The following is a 16947-nucleotide window of genomic DNA, read 5'->3' as shown; positions in this document are numbered from 1 at the left end:
TACGATTCCTCCTTCCAGGGGCTGACTATTCTTCGCTGAACAAATCGCCGCCGTGCATGTCGATCATTTCCAACGCCTTGCCGCCGCCGCGCGCCACGCAGGTCAGCGGATCTTCCGCCACCACGACCGGGATGCCAGTTTCTTCCATCAGCAGGCGATCGAGGTTGCGCAGCAGCGCGCCGCCGCCGGTCAATACCATGCCGCGTTCGGAAATGTCGGAGGCCAATTCTGGCGGGCACTGCTCCAGCGCAACCATCACCGCGCTGACGATGCCGGTCAGCGGCTCTTGCAGGGCTTCGAGGATTTCATTGGAGTTCAGGGTAAAGCCGCGCGGTACGCCTTCGGCCAGGTTACGGCCGCGGACTTCGATTTCGCGCACTTCATCGCCCGGATAGGCAGAACCGATTTCGTGCTTGATGCGCTCGGCGGTCGCTTCGCCGATCAGCGAGCCGTAGTTGCGGCGCACATAATTGATGATGGCTTCATCGAAACGGTCGCCGCCGATGCGTACGGAAGAGGAGTACACCACGCCGTTCAGCGAGATCACCGCCACTTCAGTGGTACCGCCACCGATATCCACCACCATGGAACCGGTCGCTTCGGAGACCGGCAGACCAGCGCCGATCGCCGCCGCCATCGGCTCTTCAATCAGGAACACTTCACGCGCGCCGGCCCCTTGGGCGGACTCGCGGATAGCGCGGCGTTCAACCTGGGTCGCGCCGACCGGCACACAGACCAGCACGCGCGGGCTTGGGCGCATGAAACTGTTGCTGTGAACCTGTTTGATAAAGTGCTGCAGCATTTTTTCGGTCACGAAGAAATCGGCGATCACGCCGTCTTTCATCGGGCGAATAGCCGCGATGTTGCCGGGGGTGCGGCCCAGCATCTGTTTGGCGTCATGACCGACGGCCGCGACGCTCTTTGGGGAGCCGGCACGATCCTGACGAATGGCAACCACCGAAGGTTCATTCAGTACGATGCCTTGCCCTTTAACATAAATCAGGGTATTGGCGGTACCCAAGTCGATGGACAAGTCGTTGGAAAACATGCCACGAAATTTCTTAAACATAACGAAAGGATAATCCTGCAAGCTGGGGGCGGAAAATAAAATCCGCCTACTTTACCAACCACACGAAGCAGCGACAAGGCGCAAAAACGTTCTACTTCGGTGAAAAATAGTCTGTATTGTTTCTGCTCGAATGCACGGAAATTGGATGAGGCCTGAATTCCCTGAACAAAGGCTCAGTTTACCACCCTGTCAACGCACGAAACGGCGTAACACAGCTCATAAAATCTAACATATTCCCTGATTGCCGCCGATGGTAAGCACCTACCAACGCCAACCAGATAAAAGCTGACAAGAGCCTATCTCAAATAGGCGTCGTTGTCGCAGGCAGATTGGAGAAAACTCCAAAATGACGGGTGACATGGCCCAGATGGATCCGGCGCTCATTCTACGTCAATTTTTGTCCGGCAATCAGCTTAAACGCGATAACGACGTGAATATTTTTTACGCCCCGCGTCGATCGGTTCCGGCGGCGCGAAAAAGTCGCCCTGCCCGCCGTGGATCCCTCGCTCTTTCAGCGTCTGCCACTCGTTGCGCGTGCGTACGCCGGCGGCGAACACCTGCGCGCGCGTGCCCGCGCAGGCGCCGGTCAGGCTCTGCACGAACAGCTGGTTTTCGTCCCGCTTATCGATGCTCCGCACCAATCCCGGGTGGAGCTTGACGATCTCCACCTGCAGCGACTTGATATAGGACGTACTGACCACGGTTAAACCCGCTTTGGACACCGCGAGGCGGCAGCCCAGCCCTGACAACAGCCTCAGCACCGGACGCAAACGGTCGATATGTTGACACACATCTGCCTCCGCAAGTTCAATCAGAATTCGCCGACGTTGACTTTTTTCGCACTGCAGCAATGTATCACGCAGCCAGCGCTGGAAAGAGCGCTGCAAAATCGAGTCCACGCACAGCGGAAACGCCAGCGTTTCCTCGGGCCACTGCGTCAACAAGGGAATGATGCGGCTCACCTGTTGGCGATCGTAACTTTCCGCCAGCCCGAGCTGCTGCACCAGCGGCATATATTCCGCCGGCAGCAATTCCTGGGTGCCGTCATAGATCCGGCTCATGATCTCGCGATGGTGCACCTCGCCCCCCACGGTCACCGCCGGTTTCTGATACAGCCGCGGGCCGCCGCGCGCCAGCACCTGTTCCAGCAGCGTGCGCCATTTGACGCTGCCGCGCCCCTTTTCCGGCACCTGGCTGTCGTACACATACCACCCGTTTTCGCCCTGCAGCGTAGCGTGGCGCGTCGCCTGCTCCGCATAATCGATCACCTGCTCGGTGGTTTGACCGCTGCGGTACGCCACGATGCCGATGTGCAGGAAGGCCTCGCGGTCGATCAGCGCCGTGGAAGGCAAGGCATCGATGGCGTTGACCAGCTGTGAGGCGATGCCGTCGGCCTCCTTCAGGGTTCGATGCGGCAACAACACGGTAAAATCGCTGTGGAAGTAGCGCGCCAGCAGCGCCGACGGATAGCGCATCACGAAGGTAGACAGCAGATTGACCAGCGAATACATCAGCTCCTGCACCGCCACGCTGCCGTGCGTCTCGCGCAGGGTCTCGAAATCGGGCAGCCGCACCATCATCACGATGCCGTGCGAGCCTTCGTCTTCCAGCTGAGTGGTCAACTGGTTATCGAAGAACAGGCGATTATTCAGCCCGGTTTTGGCGTCCTGCGCGGCAAAGGCGCGGATCAGCGTATCGACCCGGCTGCGCTCTTCCCGCGCTTCCGCCAGATCGGCCAGCAGGCGGTCGAGCGCGCCGCTGACATTGGCCGGCCACTCACGCACGTCGCCCTGCATGACGTTTTCGCGTTCGCCGTTCAGAATGCGCCGTGCGCGGCGTTCCAGACGATCTTCGCCGTCGGCCTGCTCACGCAGCCAGCGCAGGCTGAACAGCAAAACCACCACCATCACGACGATCGACAGCGTGACGGCGGCGGTGGATTGCAGCGTGCGCACGTCGCTGGCGAAGGGGTCGCGGTAGGTGATGTGCAGCGTGCTGCCCGGATGCTGCAACAGGGGACGCGAGACCTGACGATAGCCGTTCAGCGCATCCCAGTGCTCTTTTTCCTGCGTGGGCAATTGATAGTCGAGCAGTTGGCTGCTACCGGCCTCTATGCGGATCGACACGATGCCGAGCGTGCGCATGACGATCGGCAACCATTTTTCCTGCTCCTGCGGCGGCTCGCTCAGCATGGCTTGATCGAGAGTGGTGACCAGCGAATCCAAGCGGCGCTCCTGGCGATCCTGGGTAACGTAAAAGAAGCTGTATGAGCATCCCATCAGCATCAAAAACATCGCCAGCGCGACCAACAGAGTGATCAATGCAGAGAGTTTGGTGGTAAATCGCATCCCTGTGCCTTGTCCGCTATGGTTAAGTGAGTGTTCACCCTTTAGCTAAAAGGGGCCGTCCAACCCTAACAAGCCTTGCCGAGGAATTAAACCTGCAAGCGCCATTTTTGTCCTTTATCAGGACTTGGGCCGCTTATTATGCATATAGTCAAATAACTGTGATTCAGCCATTGATAGAAAAGTGTAAACGAGAGGAAGAGTGACATGCGTGCACTGTTATTGGAACAACAAGACGACCAAACTCTGGCTCATATCAAAGATATCGACAGCGATCGGTTGCCGGAAGGCGATGTCACCGTCGACATCAACTGGTCCAGCCTGAACTACAAGGACGCGCTGGCGATCACCGGCAAAGGCAAGATCGTGCGCAACTTCCCGATGGTGCCGGGCATCGACTTCGCCGGCACCGTGCGCCACAGCCGCGACGATCGCTTCAAAGAGGGGCAAAGCGTGGTGCTCACCGGCTGGGGCGTGGGCGAACACCACTGGGGCGGGTTGGCCGAGCAGGCGCGCGTCTCCGGTGAGTGGCTGGTGCCGCTGCCGAACGGCCTGGATGAGCGCAAGGCGATGATCATCGGCACCGCCGGCTTTACCGCCATGCTGTGCGTGATGGCGCTGGAGGAAGGCGGCGTGCACCCTGACGACGGCGATATCCTGGTCACCGGCGCCAGCGGTGGCGTGGGCAGCACCGCCATCGCCCTGCTGGCGGCGCTGGGTTACCGGGTGACCGCCATCAGCGGCCGCGACAGCAATACCGACTACCTGAAAGCGCTCGGCGCCAAAGAGGTGATGCCGCGCGATGGCTATATCGACACGCCGCGCCCGCTGGAGAAACAGCTGTGGGCCGGCGCGGTGGACACCGTCGGCGACAAACTGCTGGCGCGGGTGCTGGCGCAGATGAACTATAACGGCACCGTCGCCGCCTGCGGCCTGGCGGGCGGTTATCAGCTGCCGACCACCGTGATGCCGTTCATTCTGCGCAACGTGCGCCTGCAGGGCGTGGATTCGGTGCATACGCCGCTGCACCGCCGCCAAACCGCCTGGGAACGGCTGGCCGGCATTCTGCCGGACAGCTTCTATCAGCAGGCCACGCACGAAATCTCCCTCGAGCAGGCGCCGGCCACCGCTGCCGCGCTGTTGAACAACCAAATCACCGGCCGCACCCTGGTGAAAATCCGCTGACCTTCTCCCCCCGGCGACGGGGGGAGCGCCCGCTTCTGCGAAATTTCATATTTTCCCGCGTCCCCTCGCTTCCGGCCGCCTTTAGCGCCATGCTTATTTCATGAAGACCCGTCAGCCGCTCGCGAACGGCGGGAATCAGTCGCGGAGAACATAAGCATGAACAAACACCCGAAATTGACCGAGGCCGACGTCACGCCGGAGAGCGTATTCCACCAGCGGCGCAAGGTGCTGCAGGCGCTCGGTATCACCGCCGCTTCGCTGGCGCTGCCCACTGGCGCACAGGCGGACCTGCTGTCGTGGTTCAAGGGCAACGATCGCCCCAAGGCACCGCCGGGCAAAGCGCTGGAATTCAGCAAACCGGCCGCCTGGCAGGCGCAGCTGGCGATGACGCCGGAAGACAAGGTCACCGGCTACAACAACTTCTATGAGTTCGGCCTCGACAAGGCCGATCCGGCCGCCAACGCCGGCGGGCTGAAAACCGAAGGCTGGAAAGTGCGCATCGACGGCGAAGTGGCGAAGCCGATAACGCTGGATATCGACGATCTGATGAAGCGTTTCCCGCTGGAACAGCGCATTTACCGCATGCGCTGCGTCGAGGCCTGGTCGATGGTGGTGCCGTGGATCGGTTTCGAGCTGGGCAAGCTTCTCAAGCTGGCCGAGCCGAACGGCAACGCGCGCTACGTGGCCTTCCAGACGCTGTACGATCCGGAGCAGATGCCCGGCCAGAAAGATCGCTTTATCGGCGGCGGCCTGAAATACCCCTACGTCGAAGGGCTGCGGCTCGACGAGGCGATGCATCCGCTGGCGCTGCTGACCGTCGGCGTGTACGGCAAAACCCTGCCGCCGCAAAACGGCGCGCCGCTGCGGCTGATCACGCCGTGGAAATACGGCTTCAAAGGCATCAAATCGATCGTGCATATCCGTTTGGTGCGCGATCGGCCGCCGACCACCTGGAACCAATCCGCACCGAACGAGTACGGTTTTTACGCCAACGTGAATCCGCACGTCGATCATCCGCGCTGGTCGCAGGCCACCGAGCGTTTCATCGGCTCCGGCGGCATTCTCGACGTCAAACGCCAACCGACGCTGCTGTTCAACGGCTATGCTGACCAGGTGGCGTCGCTGTATCGCGGCATGGATCTGCGGGAGAATTTCTAAGTGCGCCTGACGCCTGTTCATATCAAATGGCTGAAAGCCGCCCTGCATCTGGCGGCGTTTCTGCCCTTTCTCTGGCTGGTGCTGGCGGTGGATCAAGGCTGGTTCAGCGCCGATCCGTCCAAGGACATCCAGCATTTTACCGGCAGGATGACGCTGAAACTGCTGCTGGCCACGCTGGCTATCGCCCCGCTGGCGCGCTACACCCGCCAGCCGCTGCTGATCCGCTGCCGCCGCCTGGTGGGGCTGTGGTGCTTTGCCTGGGGCACGCTGCACCTGATAAGCTACTCCACGCTGGAACTGGGGCTAAGCAACCTCGGCCTGCTGGGCAGCGAGCTGGTGAACCGCCCTTATCTGACGCTCGGCATCCTCACCTGGCTGATCCTGCTGGCGCTGGCGGCCACCTCGACGCTGTGGGCGATGCGCAAACTGGGCGCCAAATGGCAACTGTTGCACAACTTCGTCTATCTGGCGGCGATCCTCGCCCCCATCCACTACCTGTGGTCGGTCAAAACGTTTTCCCCCCAGCCGTTCATCTACGCGCTGCTGGCGGTGGCGCTGTTGGGCCTGCGTTACAAGAAATTCCGCGCCTGGTGGCGCTGAACTACGCGGCGGCGCGCGTTATTGGTACGGAAAAACGCGCGCCGCCGGCGGGAACTTTTTCTGTGTTCCAGCGCTCATATTCCTGTCACGGATCCCCGAGTTCGTCGATTTGGGGTTGAATATCTTCGCTGATAAGACCAGTATTTAGCTGCGAATTGCTACGATATCGTTATAATGCCCGACCTTGTTTCTGTTCTCAGGGTGAATTTGCCCCTTAACAGGTGACAAATCGATAACATCGGGTTATTTTCTACGATGATGGTTTTATTGCCGGAGATACCAGCACAATGGCGGATAAGTTTCACATTTTGCTTCTGAACGGCCCCAATCTCAATCTGCTGGGGACGCGTGAGCCGGAGAAGTACGGCAGCACGACGCTGACAGAGATTGTTAACGGATTGGAAAACCAGGCATCCGCATTGGATATTACCCTGAGCCATCTGCAGTCCAACGCCGAGCATCAGCTGATCGATCGCATCCATCAGGCGCGCGGCAACACCGATTTCATTCTGATAAATCCGGCGGCGTTCACGCACACCAGCGTGGCGTTGCGCGATGCGTTGCTGGCGGTGCAGATCCCGTTCATCGAGATCCACCTGTCCAACGTGCACGCCCGCGAACCTTTCCGCCATCACTCTTATCTCTCGGACGTAGCGGTAGGCGTGATTTGCGGCCTCGGCGCGGATGGCTACGCTTTCGCTTTACAGGCAGCGGTTAACCGTCTGTCGAAAACCCACTAATTGCTCCACAAAAAGAGTACGGAATCACACTCATGGATATTCGTAAAATCAAGAAACTGATCGAACTGGTTGAAGAATCAGGCATTTCTGAACTGGAAATCTCTGAAGGCGAAGAATCGGTTCGCATCAGCCGTGCCGCACCGGCGCAGGCTTATCCCGTCATGCAGCAGGCCTACGCGATGCCGGCACAGCAGCAGCCAGCCCTGGCTAACGCCGTTGCCACCGCGCCTGCGGCAGAAACCCCTGCAGCACCGGCGGCCGTGAGTGGCCACGTCGTTCGTTCCCCAATGGTAGGCACCTTCTACCGCACCCCAAGCCCGGACGCGAAAGCCTTCGTTGAAGTGGGCCAGAAAGTGAACGCCGGCGATACCCTGTGCATCGTTGAAGCCATGAAAATGATGAACCAGATCGAAGCGGACAAGTCCGGCGTCGTGAAAGCCATCCTGGTGGAAAACGGCCAGCCGGTCGAATATGACGAGCCGCTGGTCGTCATCGAATAACGAGGCGCCCCCATGCTTGATAAAATTGTTATCGCCAACCGCGGCGAGATCGCGCTTCGCATCCTGCGTGCCTGTAAAGAACTGGGCATCAAGACCGTTGCGGTTCACTCCGCGGCCGACCGCGATCTGAAACACGTGCTGCTGGCCGACGAGACCGTCTGCATCGGTCCTGCGCCATCGGTAAAAAGCTACCTGAACATCCCGGCCATCATCTCGGCGGCGGAAATCACCGGCGCGGTGGCGATCCACCCGGGCTACGGCTTCCTGTCCGAGAACGCCGACTTCGCCGAGCAGGTTGAACGCTCCGGCTTCATCTTCATCGGCCCTAAAGCCGAGACCATCCGCCTGATGGGCGACAAGGTTTCCGCGATCAACGCCATGAAGAAAGCCGGCGTGCCGTGCGTACCTGGCTCCGACGGCCCGCTGACCGACGACATGGATAAAAACCGTGCCTTCGCCAAGCGCATCGGTTATCCGGTGATCATCAAGGCCTCCGGCGGCGGCGGCGGTCGCGGCATGCGCGTGGTGCGCAGCGACAAAGACCTTGAGCAGTCCATCAACATGACGAAAGCGGAAGCCAAAGCGGCTTTCAACAACGACATGGTGTACATGGAAAAATACCTGGAGAATCCGCGCCACATCGAGATTCAGGTATTGGCCGACGGCCAGGGCAACGCCATCTATCTGGCCGAGCGCGACTGCTCCATGCAGCGCCGCCACCAGAAAGTGGTCGAAGAAGCGCCGGCGCCGGGCATCACCAGCGAAATGCGCCGTTACATCGGCGAGCGCTGCTCGAAAGCCTGCGTGGAAATCGGCTACCGCGGCGCGGGCACCTTCGAGTTCCTGTATGAAAACGGCGAGTTCTATTTCATCGAAATGAACACCCGTATTCAGGTAGAGCACCCGGTTACCGAAATGATCACCGGCGTGGATCTGATCAAAGAGCAGCTGCGCATCGCTGCCGGTCAGCCGCTGTCGATCAAACAGGAAGAAGTGAAGATCCACGGCCACGCGGTAGAATGCCGCATCAACGCCGAAGATCCGAACACCTTCCTGCCGAGCCCGGGCAAGATCACCCGCTTCCACGCGCCAGGCGGTTTCGGCGTGCGTTGGGAATCTCATATCTACGCCGGTTATACCGTACCGCCGTACTATGACTCCATGATCGGCAAACTGATCACCTTCGGCGAAAACCGTGACGTGGCGATTGCCCGCATGAAAAACGCCCTGGCTGAACTGATCATCGACGGCATCAAAACCAACGTTGAGCTGCAGCAGAAGATCATGAACGACGAAAACTTCCAGCACGGTGGCACCAACATCCACTATCTGGAGAAGAAGCTGGGTCTGCAGGAAACCTAAGGCAGCACGCAGCATCGTCTGACGAAAGGCCGGTTAATCACCGGCCTTTTTCTTTGGCGTTGCCGCCAGTAACGGCTTGGCAAAACGCCGTCATGCCGTAAAATTCCCTACCTTTGATGAATCCATCACCGTAAACCTATGGGAGACACGGATGGACAAACGCTTTATTCAGGCGCACCGCGAAGCGCGCTGGGCGCTGGGGCTGACGCTGCTCTACCTGCTGGCCTGGGGGCTGGCGGCCTATCTGCCGGACAGCGCCGTCGGCGTCACCGGCCTGCCGCACTGGTTCGAAATGGCCTGCCTGCTGGTGCCGCTGCTGTTCATCGGCCTGTGCTGGCTGATGGTGCGCACGGTGTTCCGCGACATTTCGCTGGAGGACAGCGATGCAAACTGAAGTGATCCTGCCGCTGGTCGCCTACCTGCTGCTGGTATTCGGCCTGTCGGTATACGCCTATCGCCGCCGTCAGAATGGAAATTTCCTCAGCGAATATTTCCTCGGCAACCGCTCGATGGGCGGCTTTGTGCTGGCGATGACCCTGACCGCCACCTACATCAGCGCCAGTTCGTTTATCGGCGGCCCCGGCGCCGCCTACAAATACGGCCTGGGCTGGGTGCTGCTGGCGATGATCCAGCTGCCGGCGGTGTGGCTGTCGCTCGGCGTGCTGGGCAAGAAATTCGCCATCCTGGCGCGGCGCTACAACGCTATCACCCTCAATGACATGCTGTATGGCCGCTACCAAAGCCGCCTGCTGGTGTGGCTGGCCAGCCTCAGCCTGCTGGTGGCGTTCCTCGGTGCCATGACGGTGCAGTTTATCGGCGGCGCACGCCTGCTGGAAACCGCCGCCGGCATTCCTTACGACACCGGCCTGCTGATCTTCGGCATCAGCATCGCACTGTACACCGCCTTCGGCGGCTTCCGCGCCAGCGTGCTGAACGACGCCATGCAGGGGCTGGTGATGCTGCTCGGCACCGTGCTGCTGCTGGTGGCGGTAATCCATGCCGCCGGCGGACTGGACAGCGCAGTCAGCAAACTGCAGCAGATCGATCCGGCGCTGGTGTCGCCGCAGGGCGGCGATCAGATCCTCAGCCTGCCGTTTATGGCGTCGTTCTGGATCCTGGTGTGCTTCGGGGTGATCGGCCTGCCGCACACCGCCGTGCGCTGTATCTCCTACAAGGACAGCAAGGCGGTGCACCGCGGCATTCTGCTCGGCACAGTGGTGGTGGCGGTGCTGATGTTCGGCATGCACCTGGCCGGCGCGCTCGGCCGCGCGGTGTTGCCGGATCTCAAGATCCCCGATCAGGTGATCCCGACGCTGATGATCACCGTGCTGCCGCCGTACGCCGCCGGGATTTTCTTGGCGGCGCCGATGGCGGCGATCATGTCGACCATCAACGCCCAACTGCTGCAATCCTCCGCCACCATCATCAAGGATCTCTACCTTGGCGTACGCCCACAGCAGATCCACAACGAGCGGCTGATCAAGCGCTTCTCCAGCCTGACCACGCTGATCCTCGGCCTGTTGGTGCTGTTGGCGGCCTGGCGGCCGCCGGAGATGATCATCTGGCTCAACCTGCTGGCTTTCGGCGGGCTGGAGGCGGTGTTCCTGTGGCCGCTGGTGCTGGGCCTGTACTGGGAACGCGCCAATGCTCAGGGAGCGCTTAGCTCAATGGTGTCGGGTGCGGTATGCTATACGCTATTGGCCAGCTTCAACCTGCAGCCGGCGGGGCTGCACCCTATCGTGCCTTCGCTGTTGCTCAGCCTGTTGGCGTTTTATCTCGGTAACGTCGTCGGCGAAAAGCGCCGGACGGCGTCATCATTACCCTCTTGAAGAGAATTGCTATGCCTTGGATCCAACTCAAACTGAACACCACCGGCAGCCAGGCGGAAGACCTGAGCGACGCGCTGGTGGAAAGCGGCGCCGTGTCGGTGACCTTCCAGGACACCCACGACAACCCGGTGTTCGAACCCTTGCCGGGTGAAACCCTGCTGTGGGGCGATACCGACGTGATCGGCCTGTACGACGCGGAAACCGATATGGCCGAGGTGGTGGCGATGCTGGAACAGCACCCGCTGCTGGGCGCCGGTTTCCGCCACAAGATAGAGCAGCTGGAAGATAAGGACTGGGAGCGCGAATGGATGGATAACTTCCACCCGATGCGCTTCGGCGAGCGTTTGTGGATCTGCCCGAGCTGGCGCGACGTGCCGGATCCCGATGCGGTCAACGTGATGCTCGATCCGGGCCTGGCGTTCGGCACCGGCACCCACCCGACCACCGCGCTGTGCCTGCAGTGGCTGGACGGCCTCGATCTGGCCGGCAAAACCGTCATCGACTTCGGTTGCGGTTCCGGCATCCTGGCAATCGCCGCGCTGAAGCTGGGTGCGGCGCGCGCTATCGGCATCGACATCGATCCCCAGGCCATTCAGGCCAGCCGCGACAACGCGCAGCGTAACGGCGTTTCAGAGCGTCTGGAGCTGTATCTGCCGAAAGACCAGCCGGCGGACCTGCTGGCGGACGTGGTGGTCGCCAACATCCTCGCCGGCCCGCTGCGCGAGCTGGCGCCGCTGATCGGTTGCCTGCCGAAGGCCGGCGGCCATCTGGGGCTGTCCGGCGTGCTGGCCAGTCAGGCGAGCAGCGTTGCGCAAGCCTACGAAGAGAAGTTCACGCTCGACCCGGCCGCCGAGCGTGAAGAGTGGTGCCGCATCACCGGCCGCCGCAAGTAAGCGTCACGGTCTATTGCTCCCTCATCCACCGGCCCTGCGCCGGTGGATTTTTTTTGCCTGGCGATCGGCCCGCGGGCGAGACAAAATTTTATGCAATTTTTCGCCGTTCAACGACGGATCGCCCTGACAATGCGCCTTCCAGGCAGGCTATCCCGGCAAAAAACGCGGGTGAATGCAGATAATATTCTGCGCAAAGGCGAATATTTTACCGCACACAAAATAAGCACTTTTCGTCAACTCATTGTAAAATATATACAATATTTTTATGAATCACTGCGCAGCGCATTTTTTGCCCTAATATCGCGCCAATTGGTTAAAGTTTGGCCTTTCATCTCGGCGCAAAAATGCGTAATATACGCGCCCTTGCGGACACAGTATGGTCACTCTTTGTCTATGCGCATTGGACACCACCAGCTTACTAATTGCCTGATTGCGGCCCCGATGGCCGGTATTACAGATCGCCCGTTCAGAACCCTCTGTCATGCAATGGGTGCTGGGATGGCTGTATCCGAGATGCTCTCCTCCAACCCGGAGGTGTGGCGGACGGATAAGTCGCGTCTGCGTATGGTGCATAGCGATGAACCAGGGATCCGCTCCGTGCAGATTGCCGGATGCGATCCTGATGATATGGCCGCCGCCGCGCGTATCAACGTGGCCAGCGGCGCGCAGATCATCGACATCAATATGGGATGCCCGGCCAAAAAAGTGAACCGGAAGCTTGCCGGGTCCGCCTTGTTGCAGTACCCGGATCTGGTTAAACGGATCCTCCACGCGGTGGTTGACGCGGTGGATGTGCCGGTAACGCTGAAGATTCGCACCGGCTGGGCGCCAGAGCATCGTAACTGTGTAGAGATTGCCCAACTGGCCGAAGACTGTGGTATTCAGGCCCTGACGATTCACGGCCGAACCCGCGCCTGTCTGTTTAACGGCGACGCGGAATACGACAGCATTCGGGCAGTTAAGCAGAGTGTTTCCATTCCGATTATCGCGAATGGGGATATTACTGACCCGCATAAAGCCAGAGCAGTGCTCGACTACACCGGGGCCGATGCCCTGATGATAGGCCGCGCTGCTCAGGGGAGACCCTGGATCTTCCGGGAAATCCAGCATTATCTGGACACTGGGGAGTTGCTGCCGCCGCTGCCGCTTGGCGAGGTGAAGCGCTTGTTGATTGGGCACATTCGGGAATTGCACGGCTTCTATGGCCAAGGCAAGGGATTCCGGATTGCTCGTAAGCACGTGTCCTGGTATCTCCAGGAACACGCTCCGAATGACCAGTTTCGGCGCACATTCAACGCCATAGAGGATGCCAGCGAACAGCTGGAGGCGTTGGAGGCATATTTCGAAAATCTTAGCGTAAAAAAAGAGCTGACAGAACTATGTTCGAACAACGCGTAAATTCTGACGTACTGACCGTTTCTACCGTTAACTCACAAGATCAGGTGACTCAAAAGCCTCTGCGTGACTCGGTTAAACAAGCACTGAAGAACTATTTTGCTCAACTGAACGGTCAAGACGTAAATGACCTGTATGAGCTGGTACTGGCTGAAGTTGAACAGCCACTGTTGGACATGGTGATGCAATACACCCGTGGCAACCAGACCCGCGCAGCCCTGATGATGGGCATCAACCGCGGCACGCTGCGCAAGAAGCTGAAAAAATACGGCATGAACTGATACTAGTCAGTTAACGTGTTGATAAAAGGCGCTTTATCTATTTTGATAAGCGCCTTTTTCTTTTGTGTTTATACAAATGTTTATACAGTTTCAAGCGAACAAATAAAAAAGCATCAGAACAATGCTGATGCTTTATGGGTGGCGTCTCATTATCTATGCGGTGTCGGCTTCTTCCATTCGTAAGCCGGTGCGTTCATGCGTCGTCTGTGCCTCTCCTTCGCCGCCAGGGTCGCGGATACACGGGTGCGAATAAGCAAACGATCCTGCCCATTAACATTGTGGCCCTGCTGCCGGGCAATTTCTTCCACAGCAGCAACAATTACCGATGATTTCAAACGGGCGCTCATTACTGTTGATCCTCCGAGTAGATGCCCGCTGAAATGATTGCGCCGCCGATCCGCCGTTTACCGTAGCCAATCGGAATCGGGTTTCCCTGGGCGATGGTGTTCACCGGGCCGCCGAATGCGTAAGAAGGTTTGTTGTCTGGGTCTTCGCGCCGTGCTAATCCGCCCTGCATGGGCGACAGCATTTGAACAACGCCCCCCAGCACCATACCCGCACCAGATGCAACGAGCGGCGCGCCCATTGGCGTAGCCCATAGAAGGGCCCCAGCAACCACCAGCACCGCGCCGAGGATGGTCTGGAACATACCGGCCTTTTTGCTGCCGATGATAACCGGAACGATTTTGATCTCTTCCACACCGCTAAAATTCAGCTCGTCGCGATCTATGTTGCGCTTACCGTTGAAAATCGCAAAGGTTAGCCCCCGGCGCTTGCTGGTCTGCATGAAAGTTTCAAAGCCAGGCAGCACGGTACACAGCGCCTTAATCGCCTCCTGCGGCGTGTTCACGCACAGCTTGATTACCCCTTTGCGGTTGTCCTTGATGAACTGGCGCAACGGCCCATAAACGCGGATGGTTCTGTATTTATTTTCAGTCAGTTGCATCATGTTCACCTGCTATTGCTGATCTTCGGTGTAAATCCCTGCGGAGATGATCGCCCCGCCGATTTCGCGTGTGCCGTACAGCACGCCGACAGGATTACCCTGCGCGGTCGTGTTCACTGGCCCGCCAAAGGCATAGCTCGGCTTGTTGTCCTGGTCTTGGCGCATACGTAGGCCACCCATTTGTGGGGAGAGCATTTGAACCACACCACCAAGGGACATTGCTGCACCTGCATAAGCCATAGAAGTCCACCCACCCGTTGCCGAAAACACACCAAGCCCAGCAGGTGAAAACGCTATGGCGGCACCAATCAAGGCAACGCCCAGCACGGTCTGGAACAAGCCTGCGCGTTTACTGCCGATAATCACCGGCACCAGATGAATATCTTCCGTGCCTTTCGTCAGCTCCAGCTCGTCCTGGCCAACGTTGCGTTTACCCACAAAGACGGCAAAGGTCAGCCCCCGCTTGTGAGCCTCCAGCATGTAGCGCTCAAAGCCGTCCAACAGATTTTTCATCGCCTCGAGCGCCTTTGGCACGTTATGGGCGCGATACTCAAACTTCGGCCCAAAGATGTCTACCATCGGGCCGTGGAAGCGTACTGTTCTCAGTGGAACCTCAATAAAAGCCATAAATCCTCCGTTAAATACCGTCGAACGCCGCAAGGCGCTGTTGCTGCTCGTCGCTCATGTCGAACGCAAATTCTTCATGCTGGAGCTGATAAGTACCAAAGCTCATGAGGAAGGCGATTGCCGGGTCTATCTTGTTGGCGGCCTTCTTCTTGTTCGGCTTGATGTTGGCGTTGGCGTCGGTTTCCATCACCACGTTAGCCATCGCCCAGGCCAGCACCGGATCGCCGTTGTGCTCAATCACCTTGCGGTTAACGAACACTTCCGCCGATTTCGCTACCGGGCTGAACTTCATAAAGGTTTGCGGGAACGGCTCCACATCGAGGCCTGCCCCCTGTAACTGGGTGCGCAGGTGTGTGGCATTCCAGGTGTCAAAGCCCACCAGCTCGATACTGAAACGCTCGGTATCGGCAAGCACATCATCGCGGATACGGTCATAGTCGATGCAATCGCCCGGCGTGGTACGCAGCCAGCCCTGTTTTACCCACTGGCGGTACAAGGCGCGGTTTTTGTTGGCGGGGTTATGCAATTGGGCTTCGGGGATATAGTGGCGCGTCAGCAGGCGCACACCGCGCTCAATCGGGAAGGTGTAGCACACGCTGGTAATATCACTGGTGGAGGACAAATCCAGCCCGGCATAACAGGCCAGCCCTTCGAGGTCGGATTCCGTGTATTCCGCCTTGCAGGCTTTCCAGGCACCTTCCCCCATCCACGGTGTTTCCCCCTGGCACCAGATGTTAAAGCGCTTGGTCAGCATCTCTACCCACTGCGAAGGGATGCCACGGGCCTTCTGAATGGTATCGGCCAACGCGGCGGCATCGACGGAAATATGCAGGTTGGGGTTAGCCTTGGCCCACTGGCTCGGCTCGTCCACTTCCTTCTCGTCGTCCAGCTCGTAGATCAGCGCAAACAGCGACGCATTCTCTTCTTCACCGGCGAGGATTTGGCAACAATAATCATAATGCTGCTTGCAGGCCGATACGATGTTGCTGCCGGCGGTGGTAATGGCGAACAACACACCTTCGGGCCGTGCGCCCATACCCAGCTCAAGCGCGGAATACACGCCGTTATCCGGGTGGAGGTGATATTCATCGACTATCGCCAGGCTGGGGTTAGTTCCTTCAATTGTCGCCGCCTTGGCCGCCAGCGGCTTTAACAGGCTGTTGGATTTGGCGTAAACCAGCTTATGCTGCTGGATTGCCAGGCGCTTACGCAGCGGTTTGGACAGCAGGCACATCTGGCGGGCATCGTCGAACACGATACGGGCCTGATCGCGACTCACTGCGGCGGTGTAAATATCCTGCTGGCCGTGCTCCATCACCAGGAACCAGTTAGCCAACATCGCGGCCACCGTCGATTTGGCGTTCTTGCGCGGTACCTGAATGTAGGCGCTGCGGTATTTGCGGCGGCCGGTTGCCACCACCTTGAATCCCAGCAGGTTAGCAAAGGCGAACTGCTGCCACGGCTCCAGCGCGATAGGCTGGCCGCGCAGGGGGCCTTTGACGTGCGGACAGAGGCGAGAAAAAGCGATAAAGCGCTCTACCACCGCCGTATCGAACACATAAAGCGGGTCGTTAAGGTCGGAAAAATACCGGTTCACCGCCTGTTTTAGCCGCTTACACGCCGGGATTTCACCGCTTTTTATCGCTTCTGCGTACTCATGCCAGGCGGTCAAGTTCGTCTTCCTCGTCAGTTTCCACCGGGTTGCGGCGGCGGGATACGGGGTCAAAGCCCAGCAGGGCCGACATTTTGATCATGATTTTCTCGGCGTCAGCCTTGGCGCTCAGCGACGGATTGCGACTTTCCCCGCCCTGGCTGTTCACAATGCTGAACCCGCGCTCGGCCAGGTCGGCAACGGCGCGGCGGTACATGGAATAGTTGACGCAAAATAATTCGAGGTTGCCCCAATCCGCCGGGGTCAGGTCGTCCCGTTCGGCCAACTGTTTGGCGCGGGCTTTCCATTGCTGGCTGGCGATTTCATCCAGATAACTGGGGGCTTTCGGTGGTCTTGCCATAACTT

General features: G+C 59.1%; 18 protein-coding genes. 11 read left to right on the top strand and 7 right to left on the bottom strand.

What is annotated here, in order from left to right; all coding sequences use genetic code 11:
• Positions 1 to 25: 25 nt before the first annotated feature.
• The gene (mreB, locus tag ACSBQQ_RS19805; protein WP_003855260.1) at positions 26 to 1069 is read right to left on the bottom strand and encodes a rod shape-determining protein MreB; all 1044 of its coding nucleotides are present in this window, start codon (positions 1067 to 1069) and stop codon (positions 26 to 28) included.
• A 413-nt stretch (positions 1070 to 1482) separates the two neighbouring features.
• Entirely contained in the window at positions 1483 to 3417 is a 1935-nt protein-coding gene (gene csrD / locus ACSBQQ_RS19800; protein ID WP_033636174.1) for an RNase E specificity factor CsrD, read from the bottom strand.
• Between the two features lie 204 nt (positions 3418 to 3621).
• On the opposite strand from csrD, the gene acuI reads away from it, so the two are divergent.
• The 11 genes from acuI (at position 3622) to fis (ending at position 13357) form a co-directional block, all read left to right on the top strand.
• The gene (acuI, locus tag ACSBQQ_RS19795) at positions 3622 to 4599 is read left to right on the top strand and encodes an acrylyl-CoA reductase (NADPH) (RefSeq protein ID WP_033648973.1); all 978 of its coding nucleotides are present in this window, start codon (positions 3622 to 3624) and stop codon (positions 4597 to 4599) included.
• Positions 4600 to 4755: 156 nt separating this feature from the next.
• Positions 4756 to 5757, top strand: coding sequence for a protein-methionine-sulfoxide reductase catalytic subunit MsrP (gene msrP, locus ACSBQQ_RS19790; RefSeq protein ID WP_033648972.1), 1002 nt, complete (start codon positions 4756 to 4758; stop codon positions 5755 to 5757).
• A complete protein-coding gene (gene msrQ, locus ACSBQQ_RS19785) occupies positions 5758 to 6357 on the top strand; it encodes a protein-methionine-sulfoxide reductase heme-binding subunit MsrQ (protein WP_033648971.1) in 600 nt (199 codons plus the stop codon).
• Between the two features lie 287 nt (positions 6358 to 6644).
• Complete coding sequence (gene aroQ / locus ACSBQQ_RS19780; RefSeq protein ID WP_004936891.1) at positions 6645 to 7097, top strand: type II 3-dehydroquinate dehydratase; 453 nt, start codon at positions 6645 to 6647, stop codon at positions 7095 to 7097.
• A gap of 32 nt (positions 7098 to 7129) precedes the next feature.
• Positions 7130 to 7597, top strand: a complete 468-nt coding sequence (gene accB, locus ACSBQQ_RS19775) for an acetyl-CoA carboxylase biotin carboxyl carrier protein (RefSeq protein WP_033636178.1) — start codon at positions 7130 to 7132, stop codon at positions 7595 to 7597.
• A gap of 12 nt (positions 7598 to 7609) precedes the next feature.
• Complete coding sequence (gene accC, locus ACSBQQ_RS19770) at positions 7610 to 8959, top strand: acetyl-CoA carboxylase biotin carboxylase subunit (RefSeq protein ID WP_004936886.1); 1350 nt, start codon at positions 7610 to 7612, stop codon at positions 8957 to 8959.
• 151 nt (positions 8960 to 9110) lie between these two features.
• Positions 9111 to 9353: a YhdT family protein gene (locus ACSBQQ_RS19765; protein WP_033636179.1), complete on the top strand. Its 243-nt coding sequence runs from the start codon at positions 9111 to 9113 to the stop codon at positions 9351 to 9353.
• The gene (gene panF, locus ACSBQQ_RS19760; RefSeq protein ID WP_033636180.1) at positions 9343 to 10788 is read left to right on the top strand and encodes a sodium/pantothenate symporter; all 1446 of its coding nucleotides are present in this window, start codon (positions 9343 to 9345) and stop codon (positions 10786 to 10788) included. The genes ACSBQQ_RS19765 and panF overlap by 11 nt, the downstream gene beginning before the upstream one ends.
• 11 nt (positions 10789 to 10799) lie before the next feature.
• The gene (prmA, locus tag ACSBQQ_RS19755; RefSeq protein ID WP_033648970.1) at positions 10800 to 11681 is read left to right on the top strand and encodes a 50S ribosomal protein L11 methyltransferase; all 882 of its coding nucleotides are present in this window, start codon (positions 10800 to 10802) and stop codon (positions 11679 to 11681) included.
• Between the two features lie 393 nt (positions 11682 to 12074).
• Positions 12075 to 13079: a tRNA dihydrouridine synthase DusB gene (dusB, locus tag ACSBQQ_RS19750; RefSeq protein WP_004936856.1), complete on the top strand. Its 1005-nt coding sequence runs from the start codon at positions 12075 to 12077 to the stop codon at positions 13077 to 13079.
• Positions 13061 to 13357, top strand: coding sequence for a DNA-binding transcriptional regulator Fis (gene fis, locus ACSBQQ_RS19745; protein ID WP_000462905.1), 297 nt, complete (start codon positions 13061 to 13063; stop codon positions 13355 to 13357). Before dusB ends, fis begins: the two co-directional genes overlap by 19 nt.
• Before the next feature lie 149 nt (positions 13358 to 13506).
• Here fis and ACSBQQ_RS19740 read toward each other — a convergent pair whose 3' ends face one another.
• The 5 genes from ACSBQQ_RS19740 to ACSBQQ_RS19720 form a co-directional block, all read right to left on the bottom strand.
• Positions 13507 to 13704 carry a hypothetical protein gene (locus tag ACSBQQ_RS19740; RefSeq protein WP_122019555.1) on the bottom strand — a complete coding sequence of 66 codons (198 nt, stop codon included), beginning with the start codon at positions 13702 to 13704 and terminating at the stop codon, positions 13507 to 13509.
• Positions 13704 to 14303 carry a tail assembly protein gene (locus ACSBQQ_RS19735; protein WP_435013472.1) on the bottom strand — a complete coding sequence of 200 codons (600 nt, stop codon included), beginning with the start codon at positions 14301 to 14303 and terminating at the stop codon, positions 13704 to 13706. The genes ACSBQQ_RS19740 and ACSBQQ_RS19735 overlap by 1 nt, the downstream gene beginning before the upstream one ends.
• A 12-nt stretch (positions 14304 to 14315) precedes the next feature.
• Positions 14316 to 14816 (bottom strand): tail assembly protein, encoded by a 501-nt coding sequence (locus ACSBQQ_RS19730; RefSeq protein WP_435013471.1) that lies wholly within the window; start codon positions 14814 to 14816, stop codon positions 14316 to 14318.
• A gap of 124 nt (positions 14817 to 14940) precedes the next feature.
• Entirely contained in the window at positions 14941 to 16602 is a 1662-nt protein-coding gene (locus ACSBQQ_RS19725; protein WP_435013469.1) for a terminase large subunit, read from the bottom strand.
• Positions 16586 to 16942, bottom strand: coding sequence for a phage terminase small subunit P27 family (locus ACSBQQ_RS19720; protein ID WP_122019561.1), 357 nt, complete (start codon positions 16940 to 16942; stop codon positions 16586 to 16588). The genes ACSBQQ_RS19725 and ACSBQQ_RS19720 overlap by 17 nt, the downstream gene beginning before the upstream one ends.
• Positions 16943 to 16947: the final 5 nt, after the last annotated feature.

It is taken from the genome of Serratia sp. G204Y, assembly GCF_051172435.1.
Taxonomy (GTDB): Bacteria; Pseudomonadota; Gammaproteobacteria; order Enterobacterales; family Enterobacteriaceae; genus Serratia; species Serratia sarumanii.
Note: the sequence above shows the minus strand (reverse complement) of the source record. Positions and strands in the feature narration are given on the sequence as shown.

What these genes read in the sequence shown, in the direction of transcription:
- mreB (WP_003855260.1), bottom strand. Translation starts at nt 1,069, where the DNA reads ATGTTTAAGAAATTTCGTGGCATGTTTTCCAACGACTTGTCCATCGAC.
- csrD (WP_033636174.1), bottom strand. Translation starts at nt 3,417, where the DNA reads ATGCGATTTACCACCAAACTCTCTGCATTGATCACTCTGTTGGTCGCG.
- acuI (WP_033648973.1), top strand. Translation starts at nt 3,622, where the DNA reads ATGCGTGCACTGTTATTGGAACAACAAGACGACCAAACTCTGGCTCAT.
- msrP (WP_033648972.1), top strand. Translation starts at nt 4,756, where the DNA reads ATGAACAAACACCCGAAATTGACCGAGGCCGACGTCACGCCGGAGAGC.
- aroQ (WP_004936891.1), top strand. Translation starts at nt 6,645, where the DNA reads ATGGCGGATAAGTTTCACATTTTGCTTCTGAACGGCCCCAATCTCAAT.
- accB (WP_033636178.1), top strand. Translation starts at nt 7,130, where the DNA reads ATGGATATTCGTAAAATCAAGAAACTGATCGAACTGGTTGAAGAATCA.
- accC (WP_004936886.1), top strand. Translation starts at nt 7,610, where the DNA reads ATGCTTGATAAAATTGTTATCGCCAACCGCGGCGAGATCGCGCTTCGC.
- ACSBQQ_RS19765 (WP_033636179.1), top strand. Translation starts at nt 9,111, where the DNA reads ATGGACAAACGCTTTATTCAGGCGCACCGCGAAGCGCGCTGGGCGCTG.
- panF (WP_033636180.1), top strand. Translation starts at nt 9,343, where the DNA reads ATGCAAACTGAAGTGATCCTGCCGCTGGTCGCCTACCTGCTGCTGGTA.
- prmA (WP_033648970.1), top strand. Translation starts at nt 10,800, where the DNA reads ATGCCTTGGATCCAACTCAAACTGAACACCACCGGCAGCCAGGCGGAA.
- dusB (WP_004936856.1), top strand. Translation starts at nt 12,075, where the DNA reads ATGCGCATTGGACACCACCAGCTTACTAATTGCCTGATTGCGGCCCCG.
- fis (WP_000462905.1), top strand. Translation starts at nt 13,061, where the DNA reads ATGTTCGAACAACGCGTAAATTCTGACGTACTGACCGTTTCTACCGTT.
- ACSBQQ_RS19740 (WP_122019555.1), bottom strand. Translation starts at nt 13,704, where the DNA reads ATGAGCGCCCGTTTGAAATCATCGGTAATTGTTGCTGCTGTGGAAGAA.
- ACSBQQ_RS19735 (WP_435013472.1), bottom strand. Translation starts at nt 14,303, where the DNA reads ATGCAACTGACTGAAAATAAATACAGAACCATCCGCGTTTATGGGCCG.
- ACSBQQ_RS19730 (WP_435013471.1), bottom strand. Translation starts at nt 14,816, where the DNA reads ATGAAAAATCTGTTGGACGGCTTTGAGCGCTACATGCTGGAGGCTCAC.
- ACSBQQ_RS19720 (WP_122019561.1), bottom strand. Translation starts at nt 16,942, where the DNA reads ATGGCAAGACCACCGAAAGCCCCCAGTTATCTGGATGAAATCGCCAGC.